At 67.8% G+C, this 23,241-nt stretch carries 22 protein-coding genes; 11 read left to right on the plus strand and 11 right to left on the minus strand.

The features are described from left to right. Positions 1–74 precede the first annotated feature (74 nt). Both ACN22W_RS16335 and ACN22W_RS16340 read right to left on the minus strand, forming a co-directional pair. Positions 75–3,647, minus strand: a complete 3,573-nt coding sequence (locus ACN22W_RS16335) for an indolepyruvate ferredoxin oxidoreductase family protein (RefSeq protein ID WP_419685411.1) — start codon at positions 3,645–3,647, stop codon at positions 75–77. Between the two features lie 1,735 nt (positions 3,648–5,382). Continuing rightward, positions 5,383–5,940, minus strand: coding sequence for a sugar O-acetyltransferase (locus ACN22W_RS16340; RefSeq protein WP_419685412.1), 558 nt, complete (start codon positions 5,938–5,940; stop codon positions 5,383–5,385). Between the two features lie 346 nt (positions 5,941–6,286). Here ACN22W_RS16340 and ACN22W_RS16345 point away from each other — a divergent pair, with 346 nt between their 5' ends. Further along, positions 6,287–6,901: a glutathione S-transferase family protein gene (locus ACN22W_RS16345; RefSeq protein ID WP_193099256.1), complete on the plus strand. Its 615-nt coding sequence runs from the start codon at positions 6,287–6,289 to the stop codon at positions 6,899–6,901. A gap of 35 nt (positions 6,902–6,936) precedes the next feature. On the opposite strand, the gene ACN22W_RS16350 is transcribed toward ACN22W_RS16345, so the two are convergent. Then, a complete protein-coding gene (locus ACN22W_RS16350; RefSeq protein WP_193099258.1) occupies positions 6,937–7,899 on the minus strand; it encodes an ion channel in 963 nt (320 codons plus the stop codon). Positions 7,900–8,088: 189 nt separating this feature from the next. Then, positions 8,089–9,108: a sulfate ABC transporter substrate-binding protein gene (locus tag ACN22W_RS16355; protein ID WP_419685413.1), complete on the minus strand. Its 1,020-nt coding sequence runs from the start codon at positions 9,106–9,108 to the stop codon at positions 8,089–8,091. Positions 9,109–9,559: 451 nt separating this feature from the next. Here ACN22W_RS16355 and dapA point away from each other — a divergent pair, with 451 nt between their 5' ends. Further along, positions 9,560–10,453 carry a 4-hydroxy-tetrahydrodipicolinate synthase gene (gene dapA / locus ACN22W_RS16360; protein WP_419685414.1) on the plus strand — a complete coding sequence of 298 codons (894 nt, stop codon included), beginning with the start codon at positions 9,560–9,562 and terminating at the stop codon, positions 10,451–10,453. Between the two features lie 55 nt (positions 10,454–10,508). Here the strand turns inward: dapA and ACN22W_RS16365 are convergent, their stop codons facing one another. The 3 genes from ACN22W_RS16365 to ACN22W_RS16375 form a co-directional block, all read right to left on the minus strand. After that, positions 10,509–10,889, minus strand: a complete 381-nt coding sequence (locus ACN22W_RS16365) for a type II toxin-antitoxin system VapC family toxin (protein ID WP_419685415.1) — start codon at positions 10,887–10,889, stop codon at positions 10,509–10,511. Then, positions 10,889–11,080 carry a hypothetical protein gene (locus ACN22W_RS16370; RefSeq protein ID WP_419685416.1) on the minus strand — a complete coding sequence of 64 codons (192 nt, stop codon included), beginning with the start codon at positions 11,078–11,080 and terminating at the stop codon, positions 10,889–10,891. Before ACN22W_RS16370 ends, ACN22W_RS16365 begins: the two co-directional genes overlap by 1 nt. Positions 11,081–11,195: 115 nt before the next feature. Next, the gene (locus ACN22W_RS16375; protein ID WP_419685417.1) at positions 11,196–12,248 is read right to left on the minus strand and encodes a LysR substrate-binding domain-containing protein; all 1,053 of its coding nucleotides are present in this window, start codon (positions 12,246–12,248) and stop codon (positions 11,196–11,198) included. Between the two features lie 106 nt (positions 12,249–12,354). Between ACN22W_RS16375 and ACN22W_RS16380 the strand changes: the two genes are divergently transcribed. Beyond that, the gene (locus ACN22W_RS16380; protein WP_419685418.1) at positions 12,355–13,629 is read left to right on the plus strand and encodes an MFS transporter; all 1,275 of its coding nucleotides are present in this window, start codon (positions 12,355–12,357) and stop codon (positions 13,627–13,629) included. A gap of 55 nt (positions 13,630–13,684) precedes the next feature. Here the strand turns inward: ACN22W_RS16380 and ACN22W_RS16385 are convergent, their stop codons facing one another. Continuing rightward, positions 13,685–14,323: a glutathione S-transferase family protein gene (locus ACN22W_RS16385; RefSeq protein WP_419685419.1), complete on the minus strand. Its 639-nt coding sequence runs from the start codon at positions 14,321–14,323 to the stop codon at positions 13,685–13,687. A gap of 112 nt (positions 14,324–14,435) precedes the next feature. Here ACN22W_RS16385 and ACN22W_RS16390 point away from each other — a divergent pair, with 112 nt between their 5' ends. From ACN22W_RS16390 to ACN22W_RS16400, 3 genes are all read left to right on the plus strand, one after another. Then, entirely contained in the window at positions 14,436–15,356 is a 921-nt protein-coding gene (locus ACN22W_RS16390; protein WP_419685420.1) for a LysR substrate-binding domain-containing protein, read from the plus strand. A gap of 175 nt (positions 15,357–15,531) precedes the next feature. Next, positions 15,532–15,816: a hypothetical protein gene (locus ACN22W_RS16395; RefSeq protein WP_419685421.1), complete on the plus strand. Its 285-nt coding sequence runs from the start codon at positions 15,532–15,534 to the stop codon at positions 15,814–15,816. Positions 15,817–15,861: 45 nt separating this feature from the next. Beyond that, a complete protein-coding gene (locus ACN22W_RS16400) occupies positions 15,862–17,979 on the plus strand; it encodes a phosphocholine-specific phospholipase C (protein WP_419685422.1) in 2,118 nt (705 codons plus the stop codon). Positions 17,980–18,112: 133 nt separating this feature from the next. On the opposite strand, the gene ACN22W_RS16405 is transcribed toward ACN22W_RS16400, so the two are convergent. Next, entirely contained in the window at positions 18,113–18,406 is a 294-nt protein-coding gene (locus ACN22W_RS16405; protein ID WP_419685423.1) for an ABC transporter permease, read from the minus strand. Further along, positions 18,406–18,600, minus strand: a complete 195-nt coding sequence (locus tag ACN22W_RS16410) for a hypothetical protein (protein ID WP_419685424.1) — start codon at positions 18,598–18,600, stop codon at positions 18,406–18,408. The genes ACN22W_RS16405 and ACN22W_RS16410 overlap by 1 nt, the downstream gene beginning before the upstream one ends. Positions 18,601–19,235: 635 nt before the next feature. Between ACN22W_RS16410 and ACN22W_RS16415 the strand changes: the two genes are divergently transcribed. Further along, on the plus strand, positions 19,236–19,358 hold the full coding sequence (locus tag ACN22W_RS16415; protein WP_412022907.1) for a hypothetical protein: 123 nt from the start codon (positions 19,236–19,238) through the stop codon (positions 19,356–19,358). Between the two features lie 34 nt (positions 19,359–19,392). Here ACN22W_RS16415 and ACN22W_RS16420 read toward each other — a convergent pair whose 3' ends face one another. Then, the gene (locus ACN22W_RS16420) at positions 19,393–20,043 is read right to left on the minus strand and encodes an RBBP9/YdeN family alpha/beta hydrolase (RefSeq protein ID WP_412022906.1); all 651 of its coding nucleotides are present in this window, start codon (positions 20,041–20,043) and stop codon (positions 19,393–19,395) included. A gap of 348 nt (positions 20,044–20,391) precedes the next feature. On the opposite strand from ACN22W_RS16420, the gene ACN22W_RS16425 reads away from it, so the two are divergent. Genes ACN22W_RS16425 through ACN22W_RS16440 form a run of 4 tightly spaced genes read left to right on the plus strand, consistent with a single transcriptional unit; the run spans position 20,392 to position 23,047 of the window. Continuing rightward, positions 20,392–21,333 carry a 2-hydroxyacid dehydrogenase gene (locus ACN22W_RS16425; RefSeq protein WP_419685425.1) on the plus strand — a complete coding sequence of 314 codons (942 nt, stop codon included), beginning with the start codon at positions 20,392–20,394 and terminating at the stop codon, positions 21,331–21,333. 39 nt (positions 21,334–21,372) lie between these two features. Then, a complete protein-coding gene (locus tag ACN22W_RS16430) occupies positions 21,373–22,305 on the plus strand; it encodes a hydroxymethylglutaryl-CoA lyase (RefSeq protein WP_129513124.1) in 933 nt (310 codons plus the stop codon). A gap of 26 nt (positions 22,306–22,331) precedes the next feature. After that, positions 22,332–22,838 (plus strand): YbaK/EbsC family protein, encoded by a 507-nt coding sequence (locus tag ACN22W_RS16435; protein ID WP_048247763.1) that lies wholly within the window; start codon positions 22,332–22,334, stop codon positions 22,836–22,838. Continuing rightward, entirely contained in the window at positions 22,835–23,047 is a 213-nt protein-coding gene (locus ACN22W_RS16440; RefSeq protein WP_129513125.1) for a DUF1289 domain-containing protein, read from the plus strand. The genes ACN22W_RS16435 and ACN22W_RS16440 overlap by 4 nt, the downstream gene beginning before the upstream one ends. Positions 23,048–23,241: the final 194 nt, after the last annotated feature.

The following is a 23,241-nucleotide window of genomic DNA, read 5'->3' on the forward strand; positions in this document are numbered from 1 at the left end:
TGCCCGCGCGCAGCCGCCCATAAAAAAACGGCGACGCCGCAGCGTCGCCGTTCTTGCATCCGCCCGCGTTCGCGTTACTTCGCGACGACGACCGGGATCCCCTTCAGCATGCCGGCGCCCTTCATCTCGTCGAGCGCATGCTGCACGGCCGCGCTCGTCGCCGCGTCGATGCCGAGCTGCAGCGCGAGCTCGCGCTCGGCGCGCTTCACGCCGGCCAGGTTGCGCACCTTCACGTGACCGAAACCGCGCACGCGCGCATGCAGGTCGGCCAGCTGCGTGACTTGCTCTGCATTGCCGGCCGTCATCGCGGCGAGCGCACGCGCGAGCGTCGTCTCGTAGTCGTCGGCGAGCGCGCGCTCCATCCTGCGCTCGACGGTGCGGCCGAACGGATCGAGCCACGTGCCGCGCAGGCTGCGCACACGCGCCAGCATGCCGAACACCGGCCACATCCATTGGCCGAACACGCGTTTCTTCGGCGTGCTGCCATCGCTGCCGGCCTTCGCGACCGTCGGCGGTGCAAGGTTGAACTTCACGCGGTAGGCCTGCCCCGGCACGCCTTCGAACTGCGCCTCGAGCGCGGTGCGGAATGCGTCGTCCGTGTAAAGCCGCGCGACCTCGTATTCGTCCTTCACCGCGAGCAGCCGGTAGAACGTCGTCGCGACCGCGCGCGTCAGCGCGTCGTCGCCCTTCGCGCGCGCCGCCGTCACCAGCGCACGATAGCGCTCGACGTAGCGCGCGCCGCCGTACGCGTCGAGACGCACCTCGCGATCGGCGATCAGTTCGGCGAGCGTCTCCGGCGCGGCGTGCACGGCCACCGTGTGGCGCGCGTTCCACAACGCATCAAGGCCCGCCGCGTCGCCGGCCGACATCCGGCCGATCGAGAACGCGAGCTTGTTCATCGGCACCGCGACGTTGTTCAGCTCGATCGCGCGCATCATCGCGGCGAGCGACACCGGCACGAGGCCGAGCTGCCACGCGTAACCGAGCATCAGGATGTTCGCGCCGATCGAGTCGCCGAGGAATTTCGCGGCGAGCGCCTGCGCGTCGCAGCTCGACAGGTAGCCGTCGCCGGCCGCGTGATGCATCTTTTCGAGGAGCGCATCCGCATGCAGGTTCGCGTCGGGGTTCTGCACGAACGACGCGTTCGGGATCCGGTGCGTGTTGACGACGATCCGCGATCGCTCGTGACGCACCGTCTGCAGCGCTTCGGCGCTCGCGCCGACGACCATGTCGCACGCGAGCAGCACGTCGGCCTGCTGCGTGTCGATGCGCACCTGGTTCAGCCATTGGTCGCTCGACGCGATCCGCACGAATGACAGCACCGAGCCGCCCTTCTGCGCGAAGCCCATGAAGTCGAGCACCGAAGCGCTCTTGCCTTCGAGGTGCGCGGCCATGCTGATCAGCGCGCCGACCGTCACGACGCCCGTGCCGCCGACGCCCGTCACGAGCATGTCGAACGGCGCCGCGTCGAGATGCGTCGCCGGCACCGGCAGCGCGTCGACGCGCGCGGCAAGCGCCGCTTCGTCGAACGCCGCGCCCGCGGCCTTCTTCAGCGCCGCGCCTTCGAGCGTCACGAAGCTCGGGCAGAAGCCGTTCACGCACGAATAGTCCTTGTTGCACGACGACTGGTCGATGCGGCGCTTGCGGCCGAGCGGCGTTTCGAGCGGTTCGACCGACAGGCAGTTCGACTGCACGCCGCAATCGCCGCAGCCTTCGCACACCGCGTCGTTGATGAACAGGCGCTTGTCCGGATCGGGGAATTCGCCTTTCTTGCGGCGGCGGCGCTTCTCGGCCGCGCAGGTCTGGTCGTAGATCAGCACGGTGACGCCCGGCGTCTCGCGCAACTCGCGCTGCACGGCGTCGAGCTCGCTGCGGTGATGGAACGTCGTGCCCGTCGGGAACTGGCCGTGATGGCCGTCGTACTTCTCCGGTTCGTCGGACACGACGACGAAGCGCGACACGCCTTCCGCCTCGACCTGCCGCGCGATCTGCGGCACCGAGATGCTGCCGTCGACCGGCTGGCCGCCCGTCATCGCGACCGCGTCGTTGTAGAGGATCTTGTAGGTGATGTTCGCTTTCGCGGCGACCGCCTGGCGGATCGCGAGGATGCCCGAGTGGAAGTAGGTGCCGTCGCCGAGGTTCTGGAACACGTGCTTCGTGTTCGTGAACATCGCGTGCGCCGCCCAGTCGACGCCCTCGCCGCCCATCTGGATCAGCCCCGTCGTGTCGCGCTCCATCCACGACGCCATGAAGTGGCAGCCGATGCCGGCCTGCGCGATCGAGCCTTCCGGCACCTTCGTCGACGTGTTGTGCGGGCAGCCCGAGCAGAAGTACGGCGTGCGCTTCACCGCGTCGGCCTCGTTCGACAGGATCTGCGGCGCGACGAGATCGACGACGCGTTCGCGGCGGTCGAGCGCCGGCTTGTGCCGCGCGAGCCATTCGGCGAACACCGGCAGGATGCGCGACGGGCGCAGCTCGCCCAGCTCGGACAGCAGGCAGGCACCGGCCGCGTCGTGCTTGCCGAGCACGCGCGGACGCGCACCTTCGGTGCGGTTGTACAGAGTGTCCTTGATCTGCTGCTCGATGACCGGGCCCTTCTCCTCGATCACGAGCACTTCGGCCAGCCCGTCGACGAAGGTCTCGATACGCGTCATCTCGAGCGGATACGACAGGCCGACCTTGTAGATCCGCACGCCGGCCGCGTCGAGATCGGCCACCGTCAGGTCGAGGCGGCGCAGCGCTTCCATCAGGTCGAGGTGCGCCTTGCCGCAGGTGACGATGCCGACGTTCGCCTGCGCGCTCGGCGCGATCCACTTGTCGATGCTGTTGGTGCGCGCGAAATGGCGCACCGCGTCGAGCTTCGCGGCAAGGCGTGCCTCGATCGTGAGGCTCGGCAGGTCGGGCCAGCGGTTGTGCAGTCCGCCCGCCGGCGGCGTGAAGCCCGCCGGCGCCGGCCACTGCGTCTGCAGTGCGTCGAGGTCGACGGTCGAACCCGACTCGACCGTTTCCGAGATCGCCTTGAAGCCCACCCACGCGCCCGAATGGCGCGACAGCGCCCAGCCGTACAGCCCGAATTCGAGCATGTCGGCGATGTTCGCCGGGTTCACGACCGGCATGTGCCACGCCATCATCGCGAAGTCGCTCTGGTGCGGCATCGACGACGACACGCAGCCATGATCGTCGCCCGCGACGACCAGCACGCCGCCGTGCGGCGACGAGCCGTACGCGTTGCCGTGCTTCAGCGCATCGCCGGCGCGATCGACGCCCGGGCCCTTGCCGTACCACATCGCGTACACGCCCTCGACCGTGCGCTCGGGATCGGCCTCGACGCGCTGCGTGCCGAGTACGGCCGTGCCGCCGAGTTCCTCGTTGATCGCGGGCAGGAAGCGCACGCCGCTGCCGTCGAGCAGTTTCTTCGCCTTCCACAGCTGCTGGTCGACCATGCCGAGCGGCGAGCCGCGATAGCCGCTGACGAAACCGGCCGTGTTGAGCCCCTGCTCGGCGTCGACCGTGCGCTGCATCAGCAGCAGGCGGACCAGCGCTTGCGTGCCGGTCAGGAAGATCCGGCCGCGCGTCGCGGTCAGGTTGTCGGTCAGGCGGTAGTCGGACAGGGCAGGCGTGCCGTCGATGGGCAAGCGGGCGGTCATGGGGGGTGTCTCCTGATTGTGCTGTTCTGGGCTGCGCGGCGGGACGTCGGGCGACGTGTGGCCACCGGCAGCGAATGCCTCTATTTTTTCGTGCGCAGACGAGAATGTTTTTTCTCTTCTTGCTCGGACAGGCCCGCGGCGAGAAAAACTGCGCGGCTTTTTACCGGGATTTGAGAGAGTTTTCGCGCGCGGCTGTGGGGGCGGGATGGGTGGGGTGTCGGGATGGTCGGGCGGCTTGGCGGAAAGCCGGAACACTTCGGACGGCAACCCGCCGGGGTGGCGACAGGCGCTGGCGTCCCGTGTGACAAGGGTTTTGGCGGCTTAAGGCAGTCACCCTCACCGTCGGAATGCACAGCGTTCCGATTGGTCGATGGCGTGGGATGTCCACAATGCCGCGCCCTCTAGCCGATCGGGCTCGCGCGCTCACCGTTCGATTGCACAGCGTTTCGACTGGCGTCGGGGCGGGGATGTCCACATCCGTCATTGGTCTGCAATTCGCTCCGGCGCCGACCCTCACCGTCGATATTCACAGCGCGGCGAGTGGATTTCGACGGCGGATATCCACACCGAGATCGACGCACTGTGTCGGTCCGGTGTTCATCGTCATCGTTCGAATACACAGGATCGCGAGTGCGCTCGCCGGCTGGATATCCAGGTCGGCCCAGCTTGCTGCGCAATCGCGGGGCTCGCGCTCACCGCTGAAATACACAGGGCTTCGAGTGGCTGCGATGGCCGTTGTTCACACAGGAACCGGCATTGCCACCCAGTCTCGCGCCGACCCTCACCGTTGAAAACCACAGCGCTTCGAGTGGGCCGGAGGGCAGGATATCCACATGAACGAGAATCGCCCAATCGATCGCGGACGCGCGTTTCGAAGCACACCGACGACCGGCAACCCACGCCTGGCACCGCGCACCGTCCGATCGGGCGCCGGCGCTCACCTTCAAAATACACAGTGCCGCGAGTTGTTTCGGCAACCGGATATCCACACTGGAATCCGTGCTGTCTTCGTTCGCGTGCTGGCATTCGAGCCGGACCCACGCAGCGTGTCAGACGGCTTCGGCAGCCGAATGGCCGCATCCTGGCGGGCTTTCCGCCGATCGCGTGAAGACGCTCACCGTTGAATTGCACAGCGCTTAGAGTTGCTTGAGAACACGGGTATGCGCAGCGAAATCTGCACGTTGCAGACCACGCGCCTGCGCTCACCGTTAGAATGCACACCCCTTCGAGTGGCTTGCGGAACTGGATATCCACGTCGCGGCGCACTCGCGGTTCGGTCACGCATGCGCGCGTTCGGCTAGAATGCGCGGCGCCCGGAACCATGCCAAAGACCGGGAAACGGTGCTGGAGCGGGCGCGTCGCGAGATCGGGTGCCGACACTCACCGTTGAATTCCACAGCATTTCGCTTCGTCTTGCGGGCGAGTTGTCCACAACCCTCTTCATGCGTTTCGCGGCATCCGGTCATCCTCACCGGTGAAATGCACAGGGTGCCGAGTCGTTTCGGGGTGTGGATATCCACAACCGATCGCGCAAGGAAACCTGCATCTCCACATCGGCAGAACCGGCCCGCGCATCGGCTCGCGGCAATCGAGCGATAACCGGAAAGCCCTATCCAGACGGCCTCCGCGGCACCCTCACCATTCAAATGCACAGTGTTTCGAGTCGCCTCGGCGGTGGGTTGTCCACACCCGTCCGGCCACGCATCGTCGAGCAGGCCCGCGCTCGCGAGCGGCGCTATTCGGCAATCGACCGGATGACCGTCGCCGGATTGCCGCCGACCAGCTTATTCGGGGGAACGTCCCTGGTGACGACCGCCCCGGCCGCGACGACCGAATTCTCGCCCACCGTCACTCCGCCGATGATCGTCGCGCCGGCGCCGATCCACACATTCCGTTCGATCAGGATCGGCTTCGCGACGACGAAGTCGCGCCGCCGGGAAGGTTCGACGGGATGACCTGACGTGATGAGGCTGACGTTCGGCCCGATCATCACGTCGTCGCCGATCTCCAGACCACCCAGGTCGTAGAACGTGCAGTTCTGGTTGACGAACACGTTGCGCCCGACCTTCATGCCGGTGCCGCCCGTCGCATGAAATGGCGGGATCAGCACGAAGCCGTCGTCCACCTGCGTGCCGACGAGTTCGCTGAACAACGCGCGAACTTCAGCCGCATCGTCGAACGTCAGACGGTTGAGCTTCGCGGTGATCGCCATCGCTCGTTTCACCTCGGCGACCATTGCCGCCGATTCCGGTGTTCGTCGCGGAATGCTCGTGGTGCGATCGTCGTTTGCCATGCGTGACTTGTCTCCTTGATTTCAGCGTCTCACGACGCGCGGTGATTGCGGCCGGAGGCTTGCTTTGCCGAGCGTGCGGGTGCTGCGGAGTCGGCCGGGGCACATTGTAGAGATGCCGATCTGCGTGTCAGCTTTCGCGCACCTTATAACTAGTTTTAATATAACTAGTTATTCATTGAACTCGTATTGCAGCAGGCTTTGCCCGGCTTTCCGCCCGATTCCCGTTCGACACAACGCGTCGAACCAGACTCGCACACCTGGGCGGGCGCCCCTGTCCGAACCTCCTGCGCTCGGGTACGCTTGAGCATCCACCGGACCGACACCTGCATCCACACGCGGAGGCGCGATGAAGCTCTACTACTGGCCCAAGACCCGGGCATTCCGGGCGTTGTGGATGCTCGAGGAAATCGGCGTGGTGTACGAACTCGTGCCGATCGACCTGCGCTCGCACGAACAGGGCAGCGACGCGTTCGTGCAGGTCAACCCGATGGCCAAGCTGCCCGCGCTCGACGATGGCAGCGTACCGTTCGCCGAATCGGGCGCCGTACTGCTGTATCTCGCCGACCGCTGTCCGGGCGCCGGGCTCGGCATTGCACCCGACGATCCGCTGCGCGGCCGTTTCCTGCAGTGGCTGTTCTTCACGCCGACCTGCCTCGAACCGGCGATGGCCGAGAAATTCACGGGCGCGTCGGGCAATCCGGTCGCGTTCGGCTGGGGCAACATCACGCGCGTACAGCGTGCCCTCGCGCAAGCGCTTGCCCATAGCCCGTGGCTCGTCGGCGACCGTTTCACCGCGGCCGACCTGCTGCTCGCCAGCACGCTGAAGATCGCGCTCGACGCGCATCTGCTGCCGCACGAAGGCGTGCTCGGCGATTACGTCGCGCGTGCCGAGGATCGCGATGCGTTCCGCCGCGCGGTCGCGATCGAACAGCGCGAAGCGGCCCGCCTGCTGCACGCGTGATGCCTGGGCGCCGCCGCCGGCCTCCCCGGACGCGCTTACGCGGCCGGGCCCGGCGCCGCGGCGCCGGCTTCGACCACCACGCCCGGTGAACCACGCTCGTCGGTATCCGCATCGACCGGCACGACCTCGTGAAAATGCGTGTAGTCGATGTGCGTGATGCCGTCCTCGTCGTGCATCAGGTCGACATAGCGGTGACGCCAGCGGATTTCCCCATGCGCCCATGAATGACGCGCCTGCATGACCTGCGCAGTCGTCTCGTCCGAGCCCTCGATCGTGATCAGCAACGACGCGTCGCGCGCGGCAAGCGATTCGGGCGTCTCGCCGAACAGCGCACTCGATTCGTCGATCACGTGCATCAGGTTCCAGCCGAGCAAAAAGATCGGATGCTCGCTGCGCACCAGCGACAGGTCGTGGATCTTGCGCAGCGAGTAGCCCTCGTGCGTGCCTTCGACGCGCATCAGCCGCAATTTCGCCTGCGCCTCGGCAATCACATTCTGGCGCGCATTCGCGGCACGCACCATCAGCGTCATCCGGCCGTTCAGCGGCCGCACGATCGCATAGCGCGCGAACAGGATCTTCGCCTGCGGCCGGGAAAACCGCGCGAACACCAGCCCCGTGGCCAGCGCGATGCTCGACATCCCGACGAAGATTTCGAATGTCGCGACCATGTGCGCATAGAGGGTCTGCGGATGCATGTCGCCGTAACCGACGGTCGCGAGCGTCTCGACGCTGAAGAAGAACGCGCCGCCAAACCCGGCCGGCGACTGGTTCGCGATCGGCGCGCGGCCGAGCAGGTAGAGCGTCGCGAAGCCGCCGTTGAGCAGCAGGAACACCAGCGCGAGCGACAGGAAGAACACGGGCCAGCTCACCGTCAGCGCGCGGTGATAGAAGTCGCGCCAGCCGAGCGGCGGCATCCCGTACGCGATCACCGGGCGGGTGCCCGACCAGATCTTGCGGCCACGACGGCGGGGAGCGGAGGAGGACGAATCGACGTTCATCGCACGGTGCCTGTTGCAGGGAGGCGATGAGCGTAGCACGCGCGGCGGCGGCCGGGAATGCGGGCCGGTTCGGAACGGAAATCCTCCGTGCCGCCGGATGCACACGGCCGTGCAGCGTCGAAAAAAAACCGGCCGCGTGAGCGGCCGGCAGCATCGTCGTCGTGCGAACAAGCGCGGTGCGCGCCGCGGTCACTTCCGGTCGACGATCACCTGATCGAACGTGCCGCCATCGGCGAAATGGGTCTTCTGCGCGTTCGCCCAGCTGCCGAAGACCTGCTCGACGCTGAACGTCTTCAGCGACTTGAACTCGGCCGCATGCTTCTTCAGCACGTTCGCGTCGCGCGGGCGCAGATGGTGCTGCGCGATGATCTCCTGCGCTTGCGGCGTATACAGGAAGTCGAGATACGCCTGCGCGACCTTGCGCGTGCCCTTCTTGTCGACGACCTTGTCGACGACGGCAACGGGCGGCTCCGCGAGGATGCTCACCGACGGATACACGGCGTCGAACTGCGCGCCCGACGCGCCGGTGTCCATCAGCGCGACTTCGTTCTCGAACGTGACCAGCACGTCGCCGATCCCGCGTTGCGTGAACGTCGTCGTCGCGCCACGGCCACCCGAGTCGAGCACCGGCACGTTGCGGAAGATCGCCTTCTCGAAGTCGAGCGCCTGCTGGTCGGTCGCGCCCTTCTCCTTCTGGAAGCCCCAGGCGGCGAGATACGCATAACGGCCGTTGCCGGACGTTTTCGGGTTCGCGATGATCACCTGGACGCCCGGCTTCGCGAGATCGCTCCAGTCCTTGATCGCCTTCGGGTTGCCCTTGCGCACGAGGAACACCATCGTCGTCGAGTACGGCGAGCTGTTGTCCGGGAAACGCGCGCGCCAGTCCTTCGGCAGCAACTGGCCGCGTTCGGCGAGCAGGTCGATGTCGTTCGGCTGGTTCATCGTCACGATGTCAGCCTGCAGCCCCTGCAGCACCGACAGCGCCTGCGCGCTCGACGCGCCGTGCGACTGCTTGATCGCGACCGTCTCGCCGGTCTTCTGCTTGTAGGCGGCGGCAAAGCTCGTGTTGATGTCCTTGTACAGCTCGCGCGTCACGTCGTACGACACGTTCAGGATCGACGTATCCGCGTGGGCCGCCGTCGCCGCCACGACCAGCGCCGCCGCCGCGCCCGTATGCAGCCAGCGGCCGATCCCCTTGATGCTTGCCATCGTGATATGCCCCGTTCCAGTGGTGGTGAAAGTGCGTGACGGCACGCGTACGCGCTGTCATCGAAACGTAAGCGGGCATTCTAGCGGCCGGGCGCGGCGCGCTTTCCAATCAGTCGTGGAAAGCAAATCTCGAATCCTGCTAAACGGCGGCGGACGCTCGCGCGCGGGTCCGGTCCGGTGTTAAGATCGCCGCTCAGCCCACTTCACGGTTCATCCATGTCCGCTGCCCTGCGTTCGCCGTCGATCCTTGCCGCCATCGCGGCAGGTGCGCGCGCGGCCGGGCTGAAACTGAAAAAACGACTCCTCGACTGACGGGGACGTCGCGTCCCGTCAGGCGAATGCCGGACGGGATGCCCGCAGGTCGTTTCTTTCTCCTTGCACGCATGCCTCATTCCGGCAAACCGCCGGCGGAACGGTTCCTTCCCACTCCGTTTCCACCATGAGGCTTTGCATGAACACACGTTTCGAAGGTATCTGGCTGCCGATCATCACGCCGTTCCACCACGGCGAAGTCGATCATGCGGCACTCGCGCGGCTCGCGCGCCACTATGCGGCCGCGGGCATCGCGGGATTCGTCGCGGGCGCGACGACCGGTGAAGGCGTGCTGCTCGACGCGCGCGAACAGGACGCCATGTTCGCGACGCTGCGCGACGCGGCGCCCGGACTGCCGATCGTCGTCGGGCTGACCGCGAGCGCGACGCACTTCGCGGCCGCCCGCGCACGCGAACTCGCCGCGCTGCGGCCCGACGGACTGCTCGTCACGCCGCCCGTCTACGTGCGGCCGACGCAGGACGGCATCCGCCGCCATGTCGAGGCGATCGTCGACGCGGCCGACCTGCCGGTGCTCATCTACAACATTCCTTACCGCACGGGCGTGAACGTCGAACTGGACACGCTGCAGGCGCTTGCGCGCGACCCGCGTGTCGCGGGCATCAAGGAATGCGGCGGCACGCTCGACCGGATGAGCCGGCTCGTGCACGACACACCGCTCGCGATCCTGTCCGGCGACGACAACCAGAACTTCGCGGCACTGTGCGCCGGCGCGCACGGTGCGATCGCGAGCAGCGCGCACGTGCTGCCCGAATGGCATGTGCGCATCCATGCGCTGCTGCGCGACGGGCGGCTCGCCGATGCGCGGCGCCTGTCGGTCGCGCTGCAACCGCTCGTCGCGGCGCTGTTCGCGGAGCCGAACCCGGCACCGGTGAAGGCCGTGCTGGCCGCGCAAGGATGGTGCGAGGACGGGTTGCGGCTGCCGTTCGTGCCGGCGAGCGAAGGGTTGCGGGAAAGGCTGGTTGCCCTCTGCGCGGCACTCGACGAAATCGAGTCGAACGTCGCGGCGGCATAGACTGCCGCGACTCCCCCGGCGCAGGCGACGGGTGAATCTCGACCCGGAGACTATTTCAAACTGTCAGAACCAGAGACAGGCCGTACCGCGCAAGAAGCGCGTCGGCAGTCACGAGCTGAAGCGGCTCGTGCCGCGCCTGCGCGACCAGCAAGCGATCGAACGGATCGCGATGATGGTGGGGCAAATCACGGACTGCCGCCCCATGCACGGCCCTGACCGGCAACTCGCGAATCCCGCTTGCGCCGATCGAGCGGACCAGCTTGCCCACGTCGATGTCGAGCTTTCCCAGGCCGGCCTTGATGGCGGCTTCCCAGATACTCGCGCTGCTGACGAAACGTTCGTCGGCAGCCGAGATCAGTCTGCGCGCCCGTGCGCTGAGCCTCGGGTCATGGGTCACGATCCACAAGAAGATGTGCGTATCGAGCAGCCGCCGCATCAGCGCCCTTCGAAAGCATCCAGCAGGTAATCGGGAAGCGGCGCGTCGAAGTCGTCCGCGATCCACGCCTGCCCTTGCAGGACGCCGAACCGAATGGGCGACTTGGCGGACGCCCCGTCGCCGCGGGTCGTGGCATCGGCCCGTTGCGATGGATCGATCGCACTGGCATCGGGAATGTTCGCGTTTCGCATGATGACCTCCGTTACAGGTGACCCTCACTGTAGTCAGGTTCTCGCGATCGATCCATTCGACCGATCGGCAGAGGGGCTGTCGAGCCGCAGCCTGCAACGGCAATCGAACGTCTTGTCACGCAGCCAGCGCCACCGCCGCCCCCTCCGTCGCCTCCCGCACCGCCTGCGTCACGATCTGCGCGAGCCGGTCGACGGTCGGCGTCGCCGACGACGTGCGCCGCAGCAGGATCAGCGGCAGGCTCGGCAGTGCCGGCAGGCCGAACGACGAAGCGTCGAGCACGCGCACCGACGCGGGCAGCCCGTAGTGCGAGCGCACCGTCAGCCCGAGGCCGGCCGCCGCCGCGGCCCATAGGCCGGCAAGGCTCGGCGTCGTGAACGCGACGCGCCACGGCACGCCCGCGCGGTCGAGCGCGCCGGTCGCCGCGCCGAAGAACCGGCACGGCCGGTCGAACACGACGAGCGGCAGCGGCTCGTCCGGCGCGCGCACCGCACGACTGCCCGGTTCTCCCGCACCGCCGCCTGCGCCATCCTCCGCGCCGCCGTCCGCCCCCCCGAAGCCGCCCGCGCCCGCCGCGCCGATCCATTGCATCGGCACCTGCGCGATCACTTCGCCGTCGATCCCCGTCCGCGCGACAAACGCCGCCGACGCCGGATCGCCCCACACGAGCGCGAGATCGAGCTGGTTCGCGTCGAGCCGGTCGAGCAGATCGGCATTGCGCGCCACGCGCGCCTCGATCTTCACCTTCGGATGCGCACGCGCGAATCGCCCCAGCACGTCGGGCAGGATCGCCTCGCCGAAGTCCTCCTGCAGCCCGACCCGCACCCAGCCGTCGAGATTCACGCCGCGCACGGCCGCGGCCGCCTCGTCGTTCAGCTCGATCATCCGCCGCGCATAGCGCAGCATCGCGTCGCCGGCGTCGGTCAGCGCGAGCCCGCGCCCGGCCTTCACGAACAGCGGCGTGCCGGCCTGCTCCTCGAGCTTGCGGATCTGCGCGCTCACCGCCGACGACGAACGCGCGACGCGGTCGGCCGCCTTCGCAAAACTGCCGAGATCCACGCCCGCGACGAGGCTGCGCAGCGCCGCCACGTCGAAGTTGGGCCGGGCCAGCGCGGCATCGGGCACCGCGAGCGACTCGCCGCCGCCGCGCGGGATATCTTGTCCGGACATATCAACCATCCCGTTTTATCGAACGATTCATCAAAAACTTTCCGATTTTCAGGATGAATGTAGGCCGCCACACTGTCGATGTCAATTTGCAACCGGGACTGCCGCCATGGACACCTCGTGCATCGCTTCTCCCTCCTCGCCCGTCCGCGCCACGCGCGGCCCGGCCCATCGCTGGCGCGTGCTGGCGGCCGGCGTCGCCGCGAACATGAGCTTTTCGGCCGCCGCGGCCGGCATTCCGACCACAGCCGTGTGGATGCGCACGGCCTATCACCTCGACAACGGCGCGCTCGGCCTCGTGCTCGGCGCGCTCGGCTTCGGCGTCGCGCTATCCGAGCTGCCGTGGGGGATCGCCGCCGACCGCTTCGGCGATCGCCGCGTGCTGCTGACCGGGCTCGTCGCGACGGCCGCGATGCTCGCGTTGATGGTGTGCACGATCGTCCCGACCGCGCACGCGGTGCCGCCGCTGATGCGCGTCGTCGTGGCGATGTGCGGCGTCGGCCTGCTCGGCGGCAGCGTGAACGGGTCGAGCGGGCGCGCGGTGATGCGCTGGTTCGGCGAACGCGAACGCGGGCTCGCGATGAGCATCCGGCAGACCGCCGTGCCGCTCGGCGGCGGCGTCGGCGCGGCGCTGCTGCCGTCGCTCGCGTCGCATCTGGGTTTCGCCGCGGTGTTCGGCGCGCTGATGCTGCTGTGCGCGGGATCGGCCGCGCTGACCTGGCGCTGGCTGCACGAGCCACCCGCCGCACCGGCTGCCGCGCACGTCGCCGCGCCTCGCCCGATCGAGCAACAACATCAGCCTGCGCGGCACTCGCGCAGCCCGCTCGCAAGCGGCGCCGTGTGGCGCATCGTGCTCGGCATCGGCGCGCTGTGTGCGCCGCAGTTCGCGGTGCTCACGTTCGCGACGGTGTTCCTGCACGACTTCGGCCGGCTCGGCCTCGCCGGCATCAGCGCAGCGATGGTCGCGCTGCAGCTCGGCGCGATGGTGATGCGTGTCTGGAGCGGCCGCCATACCGACCGGCACGGCAACCGGCGTGCGTACCTGCGCGGTTCGGTGCTCGTCGCGGCCGGGTCGTTCACGCTGCTCGCGGCCGCGACGGCCGGCAGCGCGCACGTGCCGCTCGCGGCGATCGTCGCGATTCTCGTGTTCGCCGGCATCTGCGTATCGGCGTGGCACGGCGTCGCGTACACGGAGCTCGCGACGCTCGCGGGCGCGAACCACGCGGGCACCGCGCTCGGGATGGCGAACACGATCGTCTACCTCGGGCTGTTCGCGACGCCGCTCGCGATTCCGCCGCTGCTCGCCGTCAGTTCGTGGAGCGTGGTGTGGCTCGCGGCCGCGCTGGTCGCGGGCGCGACCTACCCGCTGTTCGCCGCGCGATAGCAACCGCGCGTTGCTTGCGGGCGTCGTGGCAAACACCGCGACGCCCGCCGCTGCGTCAGCCCGCCTCGCGCGCCAGCGCACGCCGCGCGGCCGGCCGTTCGGCCTCGCGCTGCGCATGCGCGGTCCACGCGGGATGCCGCGCCATGTCGAGTCCGATCGCGACACCCCAGCGATACAGCACGAACAGGAACGGATCGACGATCGAATGCGCGCCCGGCTCGCCCCACGTGCGGCCGTCGGCGAGCGCGGCTTCGATCGACGCGTTCGCGGTTTCGATCACGCCGCGACCGTGCTCGCTGACCGCACCGTGCAGGGCCGGATCGCCGATGAAGCGGCCGGGCCGCCACAGCGCGCCGTAACCGACGCCATGCACCCAGCCGACCAGCCAGGCGAGCCATTCATGGCAACGCGCCTCGCGCAGCGGATCGCCGAGCGGCAGCAATTGCGCGTCCGGATAACGGCGCGCGAGATACGTGAGGATCGCGGGCGTTTCGGTCAGCACGCGCGGTTCGCCCGGAATCGCGAGCACGGGCACGCGTGCCTTCGCGTTGATCGCGAGATAACGCGCTTCGAGGTTCTGCTGCTTCTGCACCGAGACGATCTCGACGTCGAACGGCGCGCCGGTTTCCTCCAGCGCGATGTGAGCGGCCAGCGAGCAGGCGCCCGGCGAAAGATAGAGACGATATGCGTTCATGGTGGTGTGGCCCGACGGGGCTGTGGAAGACGGAACCGAGTGTAGGAACGCGTGCCCGTGCGCCGCAAACGATGAATTGTCGTGCTCGGACATTAGTGTTACTAATACCCGCATGCGACGCATCCACCTTCCTCCACTGCAGACGCTGCGTGCGTTCGAGACCGCCGTGCGGCTGCAGAGCTTCACGCGCGCGGCCGATGCACTCGCGCTCACGCAAGGCGCGGTCAGCCAGCACATCCGCGCGCTCGAGGCGCAGCTCGGTTATCCGCTCTTCACGCGCGAGCGCAACGGCGCGACCCCGACGCAGGCCGCGCATGCGCTCGCGCTGCAGGTGCGCCAGGGCCTGAGCGTGCTCGAACGCGCATTCGAGCCGGCGCTCGCCATGCGCAGCCGCCCGCGCACCCGCGACGTCACGCTGAACGTCAGCGTGCTGCCGAGCGTCGCCGAGCGCTGGCTCGCGCCGCGCCTGCCGCGCTTCGCGGCCGCGCATCCGCACATCGCGATCGCGCTGCATCCGGACGTGGCGCTCGCGCCGCTGCGCAAGCGCGACCGCATCGACGTCGCGCTGCGCTACGGGCCCGGCACGTGGCCGGGCGTCGTCGCCGAGAAGCTGATGAACGAGACGATCTTCCCGGTCGCGAGCCCCGCGTACCGCAATCGCGACGGCATCGCACCGCGCGCGCCGGCCGACCTCGTGCGCGCGACGCTGTTGCGCCACCCGGCGCAGCCGTGGGAACCGTGGTTCCAGGCCGCACGGCTCGACCTCACCGAATCCGCGCGCGCGCCACGTTTCACCGATACGAACGCGCTGATCGACGCGACGCTGAAAGGACGCGGCGTCGCGCTCGCGCGTCGCTCGCTGATCGAACCCGAACTCGCGGACGGCACGCTGGTGCGCGTGTCGACGGTGCGCGTGACCGACGTGTATGCACACTACGTCGTGTGGCGCCCCGGCCATCCGCACGAAGCGGCGATCCGCACCTGGCTCGACTGGCTGCGCAGCGAGGTGCGGCGCAAAACGCCGCGACGCTGACAGGCGGCACGCGGCGATGGCCGCACGCCGCCCGCACGCGCACGCGCGAAAGCAATTAGTCGGCTTGGCGAAAGCATTTCGCGATCACGCACCGGTCGCAAACGATTCACCGAAACGTCGCATCGCTTCGGCATACTCGAGAACGTTTCCCGATCAGCCTGCCAGGAGAGAAGTCATGCGTCGCGTTTTCGTCGCCGTCGTTCTGTGTGCCGCCGCTTTCGTCGCCGCCTGCAGCGATGACGCGCAGCACGATGCGCACGCGACCGACGCCTCGCAGCAGGCCGGCGCATCGGCCGGCTCCGCCAGCGCGTTCAACAACGAGGCATCCGCGAACGCCGCCGCGTCCGATGCCGCCCCGCTCGCGCCGCCGGTCGTGCACTACCCGCCCGATGACGACGACGATGCGAAGCCCGCGATGAACGCGGCCGCGTCGAGTGCCGCCGCGTCGTCGCCGGGCTGATTCCGCCGCTTCCGTCCCCCTGACCGCAGAACCGAGGTGAACAACATGCCGTCATCGAGCCGCCGCCGTTTCCTGCATACCGTCGCACAATCCGCGGGCGCCGCCGTTGCGCTCAATGCATTTCCCGAATCGATCCGCCGCGCGCTCGCGATTCCCGCCGCGCGCGGCACCGGCACGATCCGCGATGTCGAGCACATCGTCGTGTTCATGCAGGAAAACCGCTCGTTCGATCATTACTTCGGACACCTGCGCGGCGTGCGCGGCTACAACGACCGCTTCCCGATTCCGCTGCCGAACGGCAAGCCGGTGTGGTACCAGCCGTCGAAGGCCGATCCGGGCAAGCCCGTGCTGCCGTTCCGGCTGAATACGCTGACGACGAGCGCGCAGTGCGTGGGCGACCTCGACCACTCGTGGTACAAGACGCACGCGGCGATCGACGGCGGCCGCTACGACCAGTGGCCCGCGAACAAGACCGACATGACGATGGGCTATCACGTGCGCGAGGACATCCCGTTCCACTACGCGCTCGCCGATGCGTTCACCGTGTGCGACAACTACTTCTGCTCGCTGCCGGGCCCGACGCACCCGAACCGTTCGTACCTGATGACCGGCACGGTCGACCCGACCGGCAAGTTCGGCGGCCCGCTGCTCGACAACAGCGACTATGTCGACGGCGACGGGCCGCCCGCCTACCAGCTGCTGTCGTGGACGACCTTCCCCGAGCGCCTCGAGGCACACGGCGTGTCGTGGCAGATCTACCAGCAGGGCACGACGGGCAACGATCCGTACAACGGCAACTACGGCACGAACGTCCTGCAGAACTTCGCGAACTTCATCAACGCGAAGCCGGGTTCGTCGCTGTACCAGCGCGCGCAGACGGTGCGCACGCTCGACAACCTGAAGGACGACGTGATCAACGACCGGCTGCCGCAGGTGTCGTGGCTGTGCCCGCCCGCGGCGTTCTCCGAGCATCCGAAATACACGCCCGCATACGGCGCGAACTACACGTCGCAGATCCTCGACGCGCTCACGTCGAATCCGGACGTGTGGCGCAAGACCGTGCTGTTCATCATGTACGACGAGAACGACGGCTTCTTCGACCACATCGTGCCGCCGCAGCCGCCGACGTCGGCCGCGCAGGGTGCATCGACCGTGACGACCGACGGCGAGCTGCACACGGTCGTGAACCCCGGCCGCGGCGGCAGCTACACGGCCGACGGGCTGCCGTACGGCCTCGGGCCGCGCGTGCCGATGACGGTCGTGTCGCCGTGGACGAAAGGCGGCTTCGTGTGCTCGCAGGTGTTCGACCACACGTCGGTGATCCGCTTCATCGGCGAGCGTTTCGGCGTCGACGAACCGAACATCACGCCGTGGCGCCGCACGATCTGCGGCGACCTCACCGCCGCATTCGACTTCCGCTCGTCCGACGCGTCGTTCCCGCCGCTGCCCGACACGAGCCAGTACCGCTCGATCGCGGACCAGCAGTGCACGTCGCAGCCCGCGCCGACCGTGCCCGCGACGCCGTCGCCGGTCGCCCCGCAGGAGCCCGGCGTGCGGCCGGCGCGCGCGCTGCCGTACGAGCTTCACGTGAACGCGAGCGTCTACGGCGGGAACACGCTGCGCATCGAGTTCGCGAACCGCGGCAACCAGGGCGCGCACTTCCACGTGTATTCGACGAACCGCACCGACGGCCCGTGGCGCTATACGGTCGGCGCGCGCCGCCTGCTGCATGCGGATTTCGACCTGACGGTGACGAACGGCGCATATGCGTTCTCGGTGTACGGGCCGAACGGCTTCGTGCGCGTGTTCTCGGGCAACGTGTCGGCCGGAACCGCGCCTCATCGCAAGCCCGCGCAGCCGGAGGTGAAGGCCGGCTACGACGTCGCGAACGGGAATTTGTACCTGAAGCTGCACAACCATGGCGGAGCCCACGTCACGCTGACGCTGACCGACAACGCGTACGGTGCGCCGGCGCGGCAGGTCACGCTGCACGGCGGCGACGAGCGCGTCGAGCAGTGGGCGCTCGCATCGAGCCACCAATGGTATGACGTGACGGTGAGCGACGGCGCGAACGGCACGTTCTCGCGCCGTTTCGCGGGCCACGTCGAGAACGGCCGGCCGAGCTATTCGGATCCGGCCGCGGTGCAGCCCGTCACGGCATAGCGCATACGCGCAAGCCGGCGATTCTCGTCCCGCCAAAGAAAGCCCGCGGTACATGAGAAAATGCGGCGCCCCGGCCAGCAATGTGACCGGGGCGCCGTTCGGCAGACGCGCCACTCGCCCGCCTGCCGTTCGGTCAGCGAGGGCCGCCAGTAAAGCCAGCGAAGGCTCCGCCGAGCCCGCCGCTGACCATGCCGGCAATACCGGCAGACGGCCAATGACCTCCGATGGCCATTGCGCCTGCAGCGCTCGTTACGCCACCGACTACCGCCCCCTGCAACCCGCCCATTATCGCCCCCGGAATATTGCCAGCACCACTCACCGTGGACAATTCGTCACGGGTGAGCTCTCTTGGCCCCCAATGACCGAACATCGTCGGTGCGCCCGCGATGAAAACCTCTGCTTTGTTAAAATGGATTTCATGCGTCATTATATTTTTCCCCGTATATTCGAAAAACTTCGATAAAAGAATTCACCGAGCAACGCCGCAACCACTGCGGAAATCGCATCGATGTAATGCAGCACAACATCAACAGCAAAGCGTTCCAACAGCCGATGAACGCCGAGGAACAACAAGAAAGTCAGAAGTAGTCGCAACAGAATAATCCAGCCCTCACGCTTCATGCTTATGCTCCACCGGTGTGCAAACACAACCCGTCGGATTTCGTTCGGCATGCATTCAAGTTTCAGAAATCCCGGGGTTGCTCGATTTCATTGCAATCTTTAATACGAATAATCCGAAATAGATTCTTCGCGGCCTATAGCAAATCATCCAATTCGACGCAAATCATCCATAACAGTACTATCCAACGGCAAATGAGCCCGCAAGCGCTCAATTGCATCGGGCGTCGAGACTGAATGGGAAGTGAGCCAGGAGTTGACTGCAGATGGGCCGCAGGCTATCGGAGATGGTTGGTCATCTGTCAGGTGATCAACGATTTGGACAAGACAAGAATCTGCACCGTTGAGCAAATGAGTGCCGTGCTCGACGGTACCCGGACACTGGAACTCACGCCGCCCGCGAACGCACAGGCGCGATGCACGTGGATCGCGTCGGTTCTGGCGCCCTTGAGTTACCGCCCCCTCAAGCGCAGCCGATCGCGGGCTGGTGCTACTGTATTTGCGTCGCTTTCGCGGCGTCAGCCGCGCCCATGTCACACGGCTGGTGAAGCACTCGATCAATTTCAAGACACTGATGCGCGTCAGACGGGCTTCGTCGAATGCCTTTTGTGCGACGCTACACGGCTGCCAATCGGGACGTGCTGACCAAAGTCGAGCGCGAGTATGGTCAGTCGTCGGAGCCGGTGATGTTCGTCGTGCTGCGACGCATGTACCCGGTCCACAACGACGTCTGGAGCCTCGCAAAATCGCATGCTGCCTGAATTACTGCCCTTAGAATGGTCCAGTACTCAACGATCAACCGAACAGAACCACAGAGCGCTCCAGGCTCAATTCGGTTTCGGAAAGGACAATTGACGTTTCGCCGGCCTCGTCCGTCGTCTCGCGAAAGCGCAGCGGCGCCGCGCAGTGCACCAGCGTGTCGATGAAGTACTTCGCGCGCGGCCACGGCCCGAAGCCGGCGGCCGTGTTGATGTGCCCGGCGTCGCCGAGGTTCACGAACGCGCTGCCCAGGCGCTGCGCGAGCGTGCGCGCATCGGCGAGCGGCATCCACGGATCGGTCTCGCTGCCGATCACGATCGACGGCGCCGCGAGCCGGCGCGCGTCGAACGGCCCGGCGAACTTGAATTTCGCGGGGCTGGCGGGCGCGACGAACAGCACGCCCGCGACGTCGCCGGCATGCGGCCACTGCGCGAGCGCATGCGCGGTCGCGAGGCAGCCGAAGCTGTGCGCGGCCAGCACGAACGGGCCGCGCTCGCGGTCGAGCAGCGCGCGCACGGATTGCGCCCAGCGCACGAGATCGGGTGCATCCCAGTCGTCCTGCTCGACCCGCAGCGAGCGCGGGAACTGTCGTTCCAGCCAGGTCTGCCAGTGAGCGCCTTCGCTGCCGTGCAGGCCCGGAACGGTGACGAGCCTCGGCGGCCACGCCGATTTGCTGCATGCGCGCATGATTGCCCTCGCTTGCTTGAAGACGGGGTTCGATTGTGGCGCGCCGTATCCGGCGGCCGAACCAATATTTTGTGCTTTGCTTTTGCGCGGGGCGGCCGTCCGCGGGGCGGCGACCCGGGGCGGGCCACCCCGCGCCGGGCGGCCCGTCCGCGCACCGGCGCGCGATGCGCCGCGAAACCGTAGAATGTGGGCTTCCCGTCAGCTTCACACGGAACCGGACCGGGCGCCGACGCGCCGGGCCCGGTCGTCAGGAGACGCCCCGATGTCCGCTACGCCCGCCGGCGCGCTGCGCCCGTTCCATCCTGCCTGTCCCGCGACGCGCCGCACCGGCGTGCGCGAAATCACGCGATGAGGATCCTTTTTTATTCGCCTCATCAGGAAGCCGGCGCGTGGCGCGACGAGATCGCGCACGCGCTGCCGGAAGCCGAACTGCGCGCATGGCAGCCAGGAGACACGGCCGCCGCCGACTACGCGCTCGTCTGGCGCGCGCCGCGCGAGTTCTTCGCGCCGCGCGACGGCCTGCGCGCGATCTTCAACCTCGGTGCGGGCGTCGACGCGTTGCTTGCCCTCGACCGCGCGCATCCGGGCACGCTGCCGCCGCACGTGCCGCTCGTGCGGCTCGAGGATTCGGGCATGGCGCAGCAGATGGTCGAATACGTGACGCATGCAGTGCTGCGCTACCTGCGCCGCTTCGACGAATACGACGCGCAGCAGCGCGAGCGCCGCTGGCACCCGCTCGAACCGCATCCGCGCGCGAGCTTCACCGTCGCCGTGCTCGGCCTCGGCGTGCTCGGCGCGCAGGTCGCGCTCGCGCTCGCCGCGCTCGGCCTGCCCGTGCGCGGTTACAGCCGCAGCGCGAAGCAGCTCGCCGGCGTCACGACCTTCGCCGGCGACGGAGCGTTCGACGCGTGCATCGACGGCGCGAAGGTGCTCGTCAACCTGTTGCCGAGCACGCCCGACACGGACGGCATCCTGTCGGCGCGCACGTTCGCGCGGCTCGCGCCCGGCGCGTATGTCGTCAACGTCGCGCGCGGCGCGCATCTCGTCGAGGCCGACCTGCTCGACGCGCTCGAGAGCGGCCGGATCGCCGCGGCGACGCTCGACGTGTTCCATCGCGAGCCGCTGCCGGAAGACCATCCGTTCTGGCGCGCTCCGCGTATCACCATCACGCCGCACAGCTCGGCCGAGACATTGCGCGCGGAGGCCATCGAACAGATCGCCGGCAAGATCCGCGCATTCGAACGCGGCGAGCGCGTCGGCGGCATCGTCGACTACGCGCGCGGCTATTGAATTCCGCCTTGCACAGATATCAGGAACCAGGAGACAACCATGACGTTCCCCACCGCCGTCAAGATCGTCGAAGTCGGCCCGCGCGACGGGCTGCAGAACGAGAAAACCTTCGTGCCCACCGACGTGAAGATCGCGCTCGTCGACCGCCTGTCGCGCGCCGGCTTCCGCAACATCGAGGCCGCGTCGTTCGTATCGCCTAAATGGGTGCCGCAGATGGCCGACGGCGCCGACGTGATGGCCGGCATCGAGCGCCGCGCGGGCACCGTGTACTCGGTGCTCACGCCGAACCTGAAGGGTTTCGAGAACGCGCTCGCCGCGCGCGCCGACGAAGTCGTGATCTTCGGCGCGGCAAGCGAGGCGTTCTCGCAGCGGAACATCAACTGCAGCATCGCCGAGAGCATCGCGCGCTTCGAGCCCGTCGCGAAGGCCGCGAAGGATGCGGGCCTGCGGCTGCGCGGCAGCGTGTCGTGCGCGCTCGGCTGCCCGTACCAGGGCGAGGTGCCGGTCGCGTCGGTCGTCGACGTCGTCGAACGCTTCGCGGCGCTCGGCTGCGACGAGATCGACATCGCCGACACGATCGGCGTCGGCACGCCGAACCGCACGCGCGAAGTGCTCTCGGCCGTCACGCGCGTGTTCCCGCGCGAACGCCTGTCGGGCCACTTCCACGACACCTACGGCCAGGCGCTCGCGAACATCTACGCGGCGCTGTTCGAAGGGATCGAGATCTTCCACGCGTCGGTCGCCGGCCTCGGCGGCTGCCCGTACGCGAAGGGCGCGACCGGCAACGTCGCGACCGAGGACGTGCTGTACCTGCTGCAGGGCCTCGGCATCGACACGGGCGTCGATCTCGCGCAGGTGGTGGCCGCCGGCGACTTCATCTCGAACGCGATCGGCCGCACGAACGTGTCGCGCGCCGGCCGCGCGCTGATCGCCAAGGCGCAGAGCGCGGCCGACGCCGCGAACTGCGTCTGACCCCGGCATTCCATGGATTCCTCACTATGACGACACCTGCTTCATTCGATTCCCTCCCTGATTCCGCGCGGCGCGTCGCGCTGCTGCTGCGCGAGCGCGGACATGCGAAAGGCATCGTGATGCTCGCCGAAACCGGCAAGACCTCGGCCGAGGCCGCAGCCGGGCTCGGCTGCTCGGTCGCGCAGATCGCGAAGTCGATCCTGTTTCGCCGGCAGTCGGACGGCGCGCCCGTGCTGGTGGTCGCGAGCGGCGTCAACCGGGTCGACGAGAAGAAGGTCGCCGCGCAGGTCGGCGCGGTCGGCCGCGCGGACGCGAAGTTCGTGCGCGACAACACCGGTTATGCGATCGGCGGCGTCTGCCCGATCGGCCATCTCGTCGAACCCGTCACGCTGATCGACGCCGACCTGCTCGAGCTCGACAGCCTGTGGGCCGCCGCCGGCCATCCGCACGCGGTGTTCAACCTGTCGCCGCACGAACTCGTGTCGCTGACGGGCGCGCCGGTCGCGGATGTCGCGTTGCGGGACCAGGCATGAGCGACGTGCCGGTGGCAGTGGTAGTCGGCACGGTCGCATCGCCGTGCACGGACGTCTGCAGGATCGATCCGCGCACCGACTGGTGCGCGGGCTGCCTGCGCACGCGCGGCGAGATCAAGGCGTGGCGTGCGTCGGACGACGACGCGAGGCGCGCGCTGCTCGCGCGGCTCGATGCGCGGCGGCGTCTGATCGCCGGCAGCGAGACATAAAAAAAAGCCGTTCAGCCTCACGGGCGAACGGCGTCGAGATCGGAATCCTGTGAACGTGATCAACGTCACAGCCCGCATCATACGAGCGACGCGGCCGCATCGCATCGGGTGTTTCCCTACAACTTCTTACAGCGTCTTTCACGCGTGCGCGCGGGCCCCATTCGTGAGCAGTCCGCACGCAATCCTCGTTGTCG

The organism is Burkholderia theae, from assembly GCF_048565265.1.
Taxonomy (GTDB): Bacteria; Pseudomonadota; Gammaproteobacteria; order Burkholderiales; family Burkholderiaceae; genus Burkholderia; species Burkholderia theae.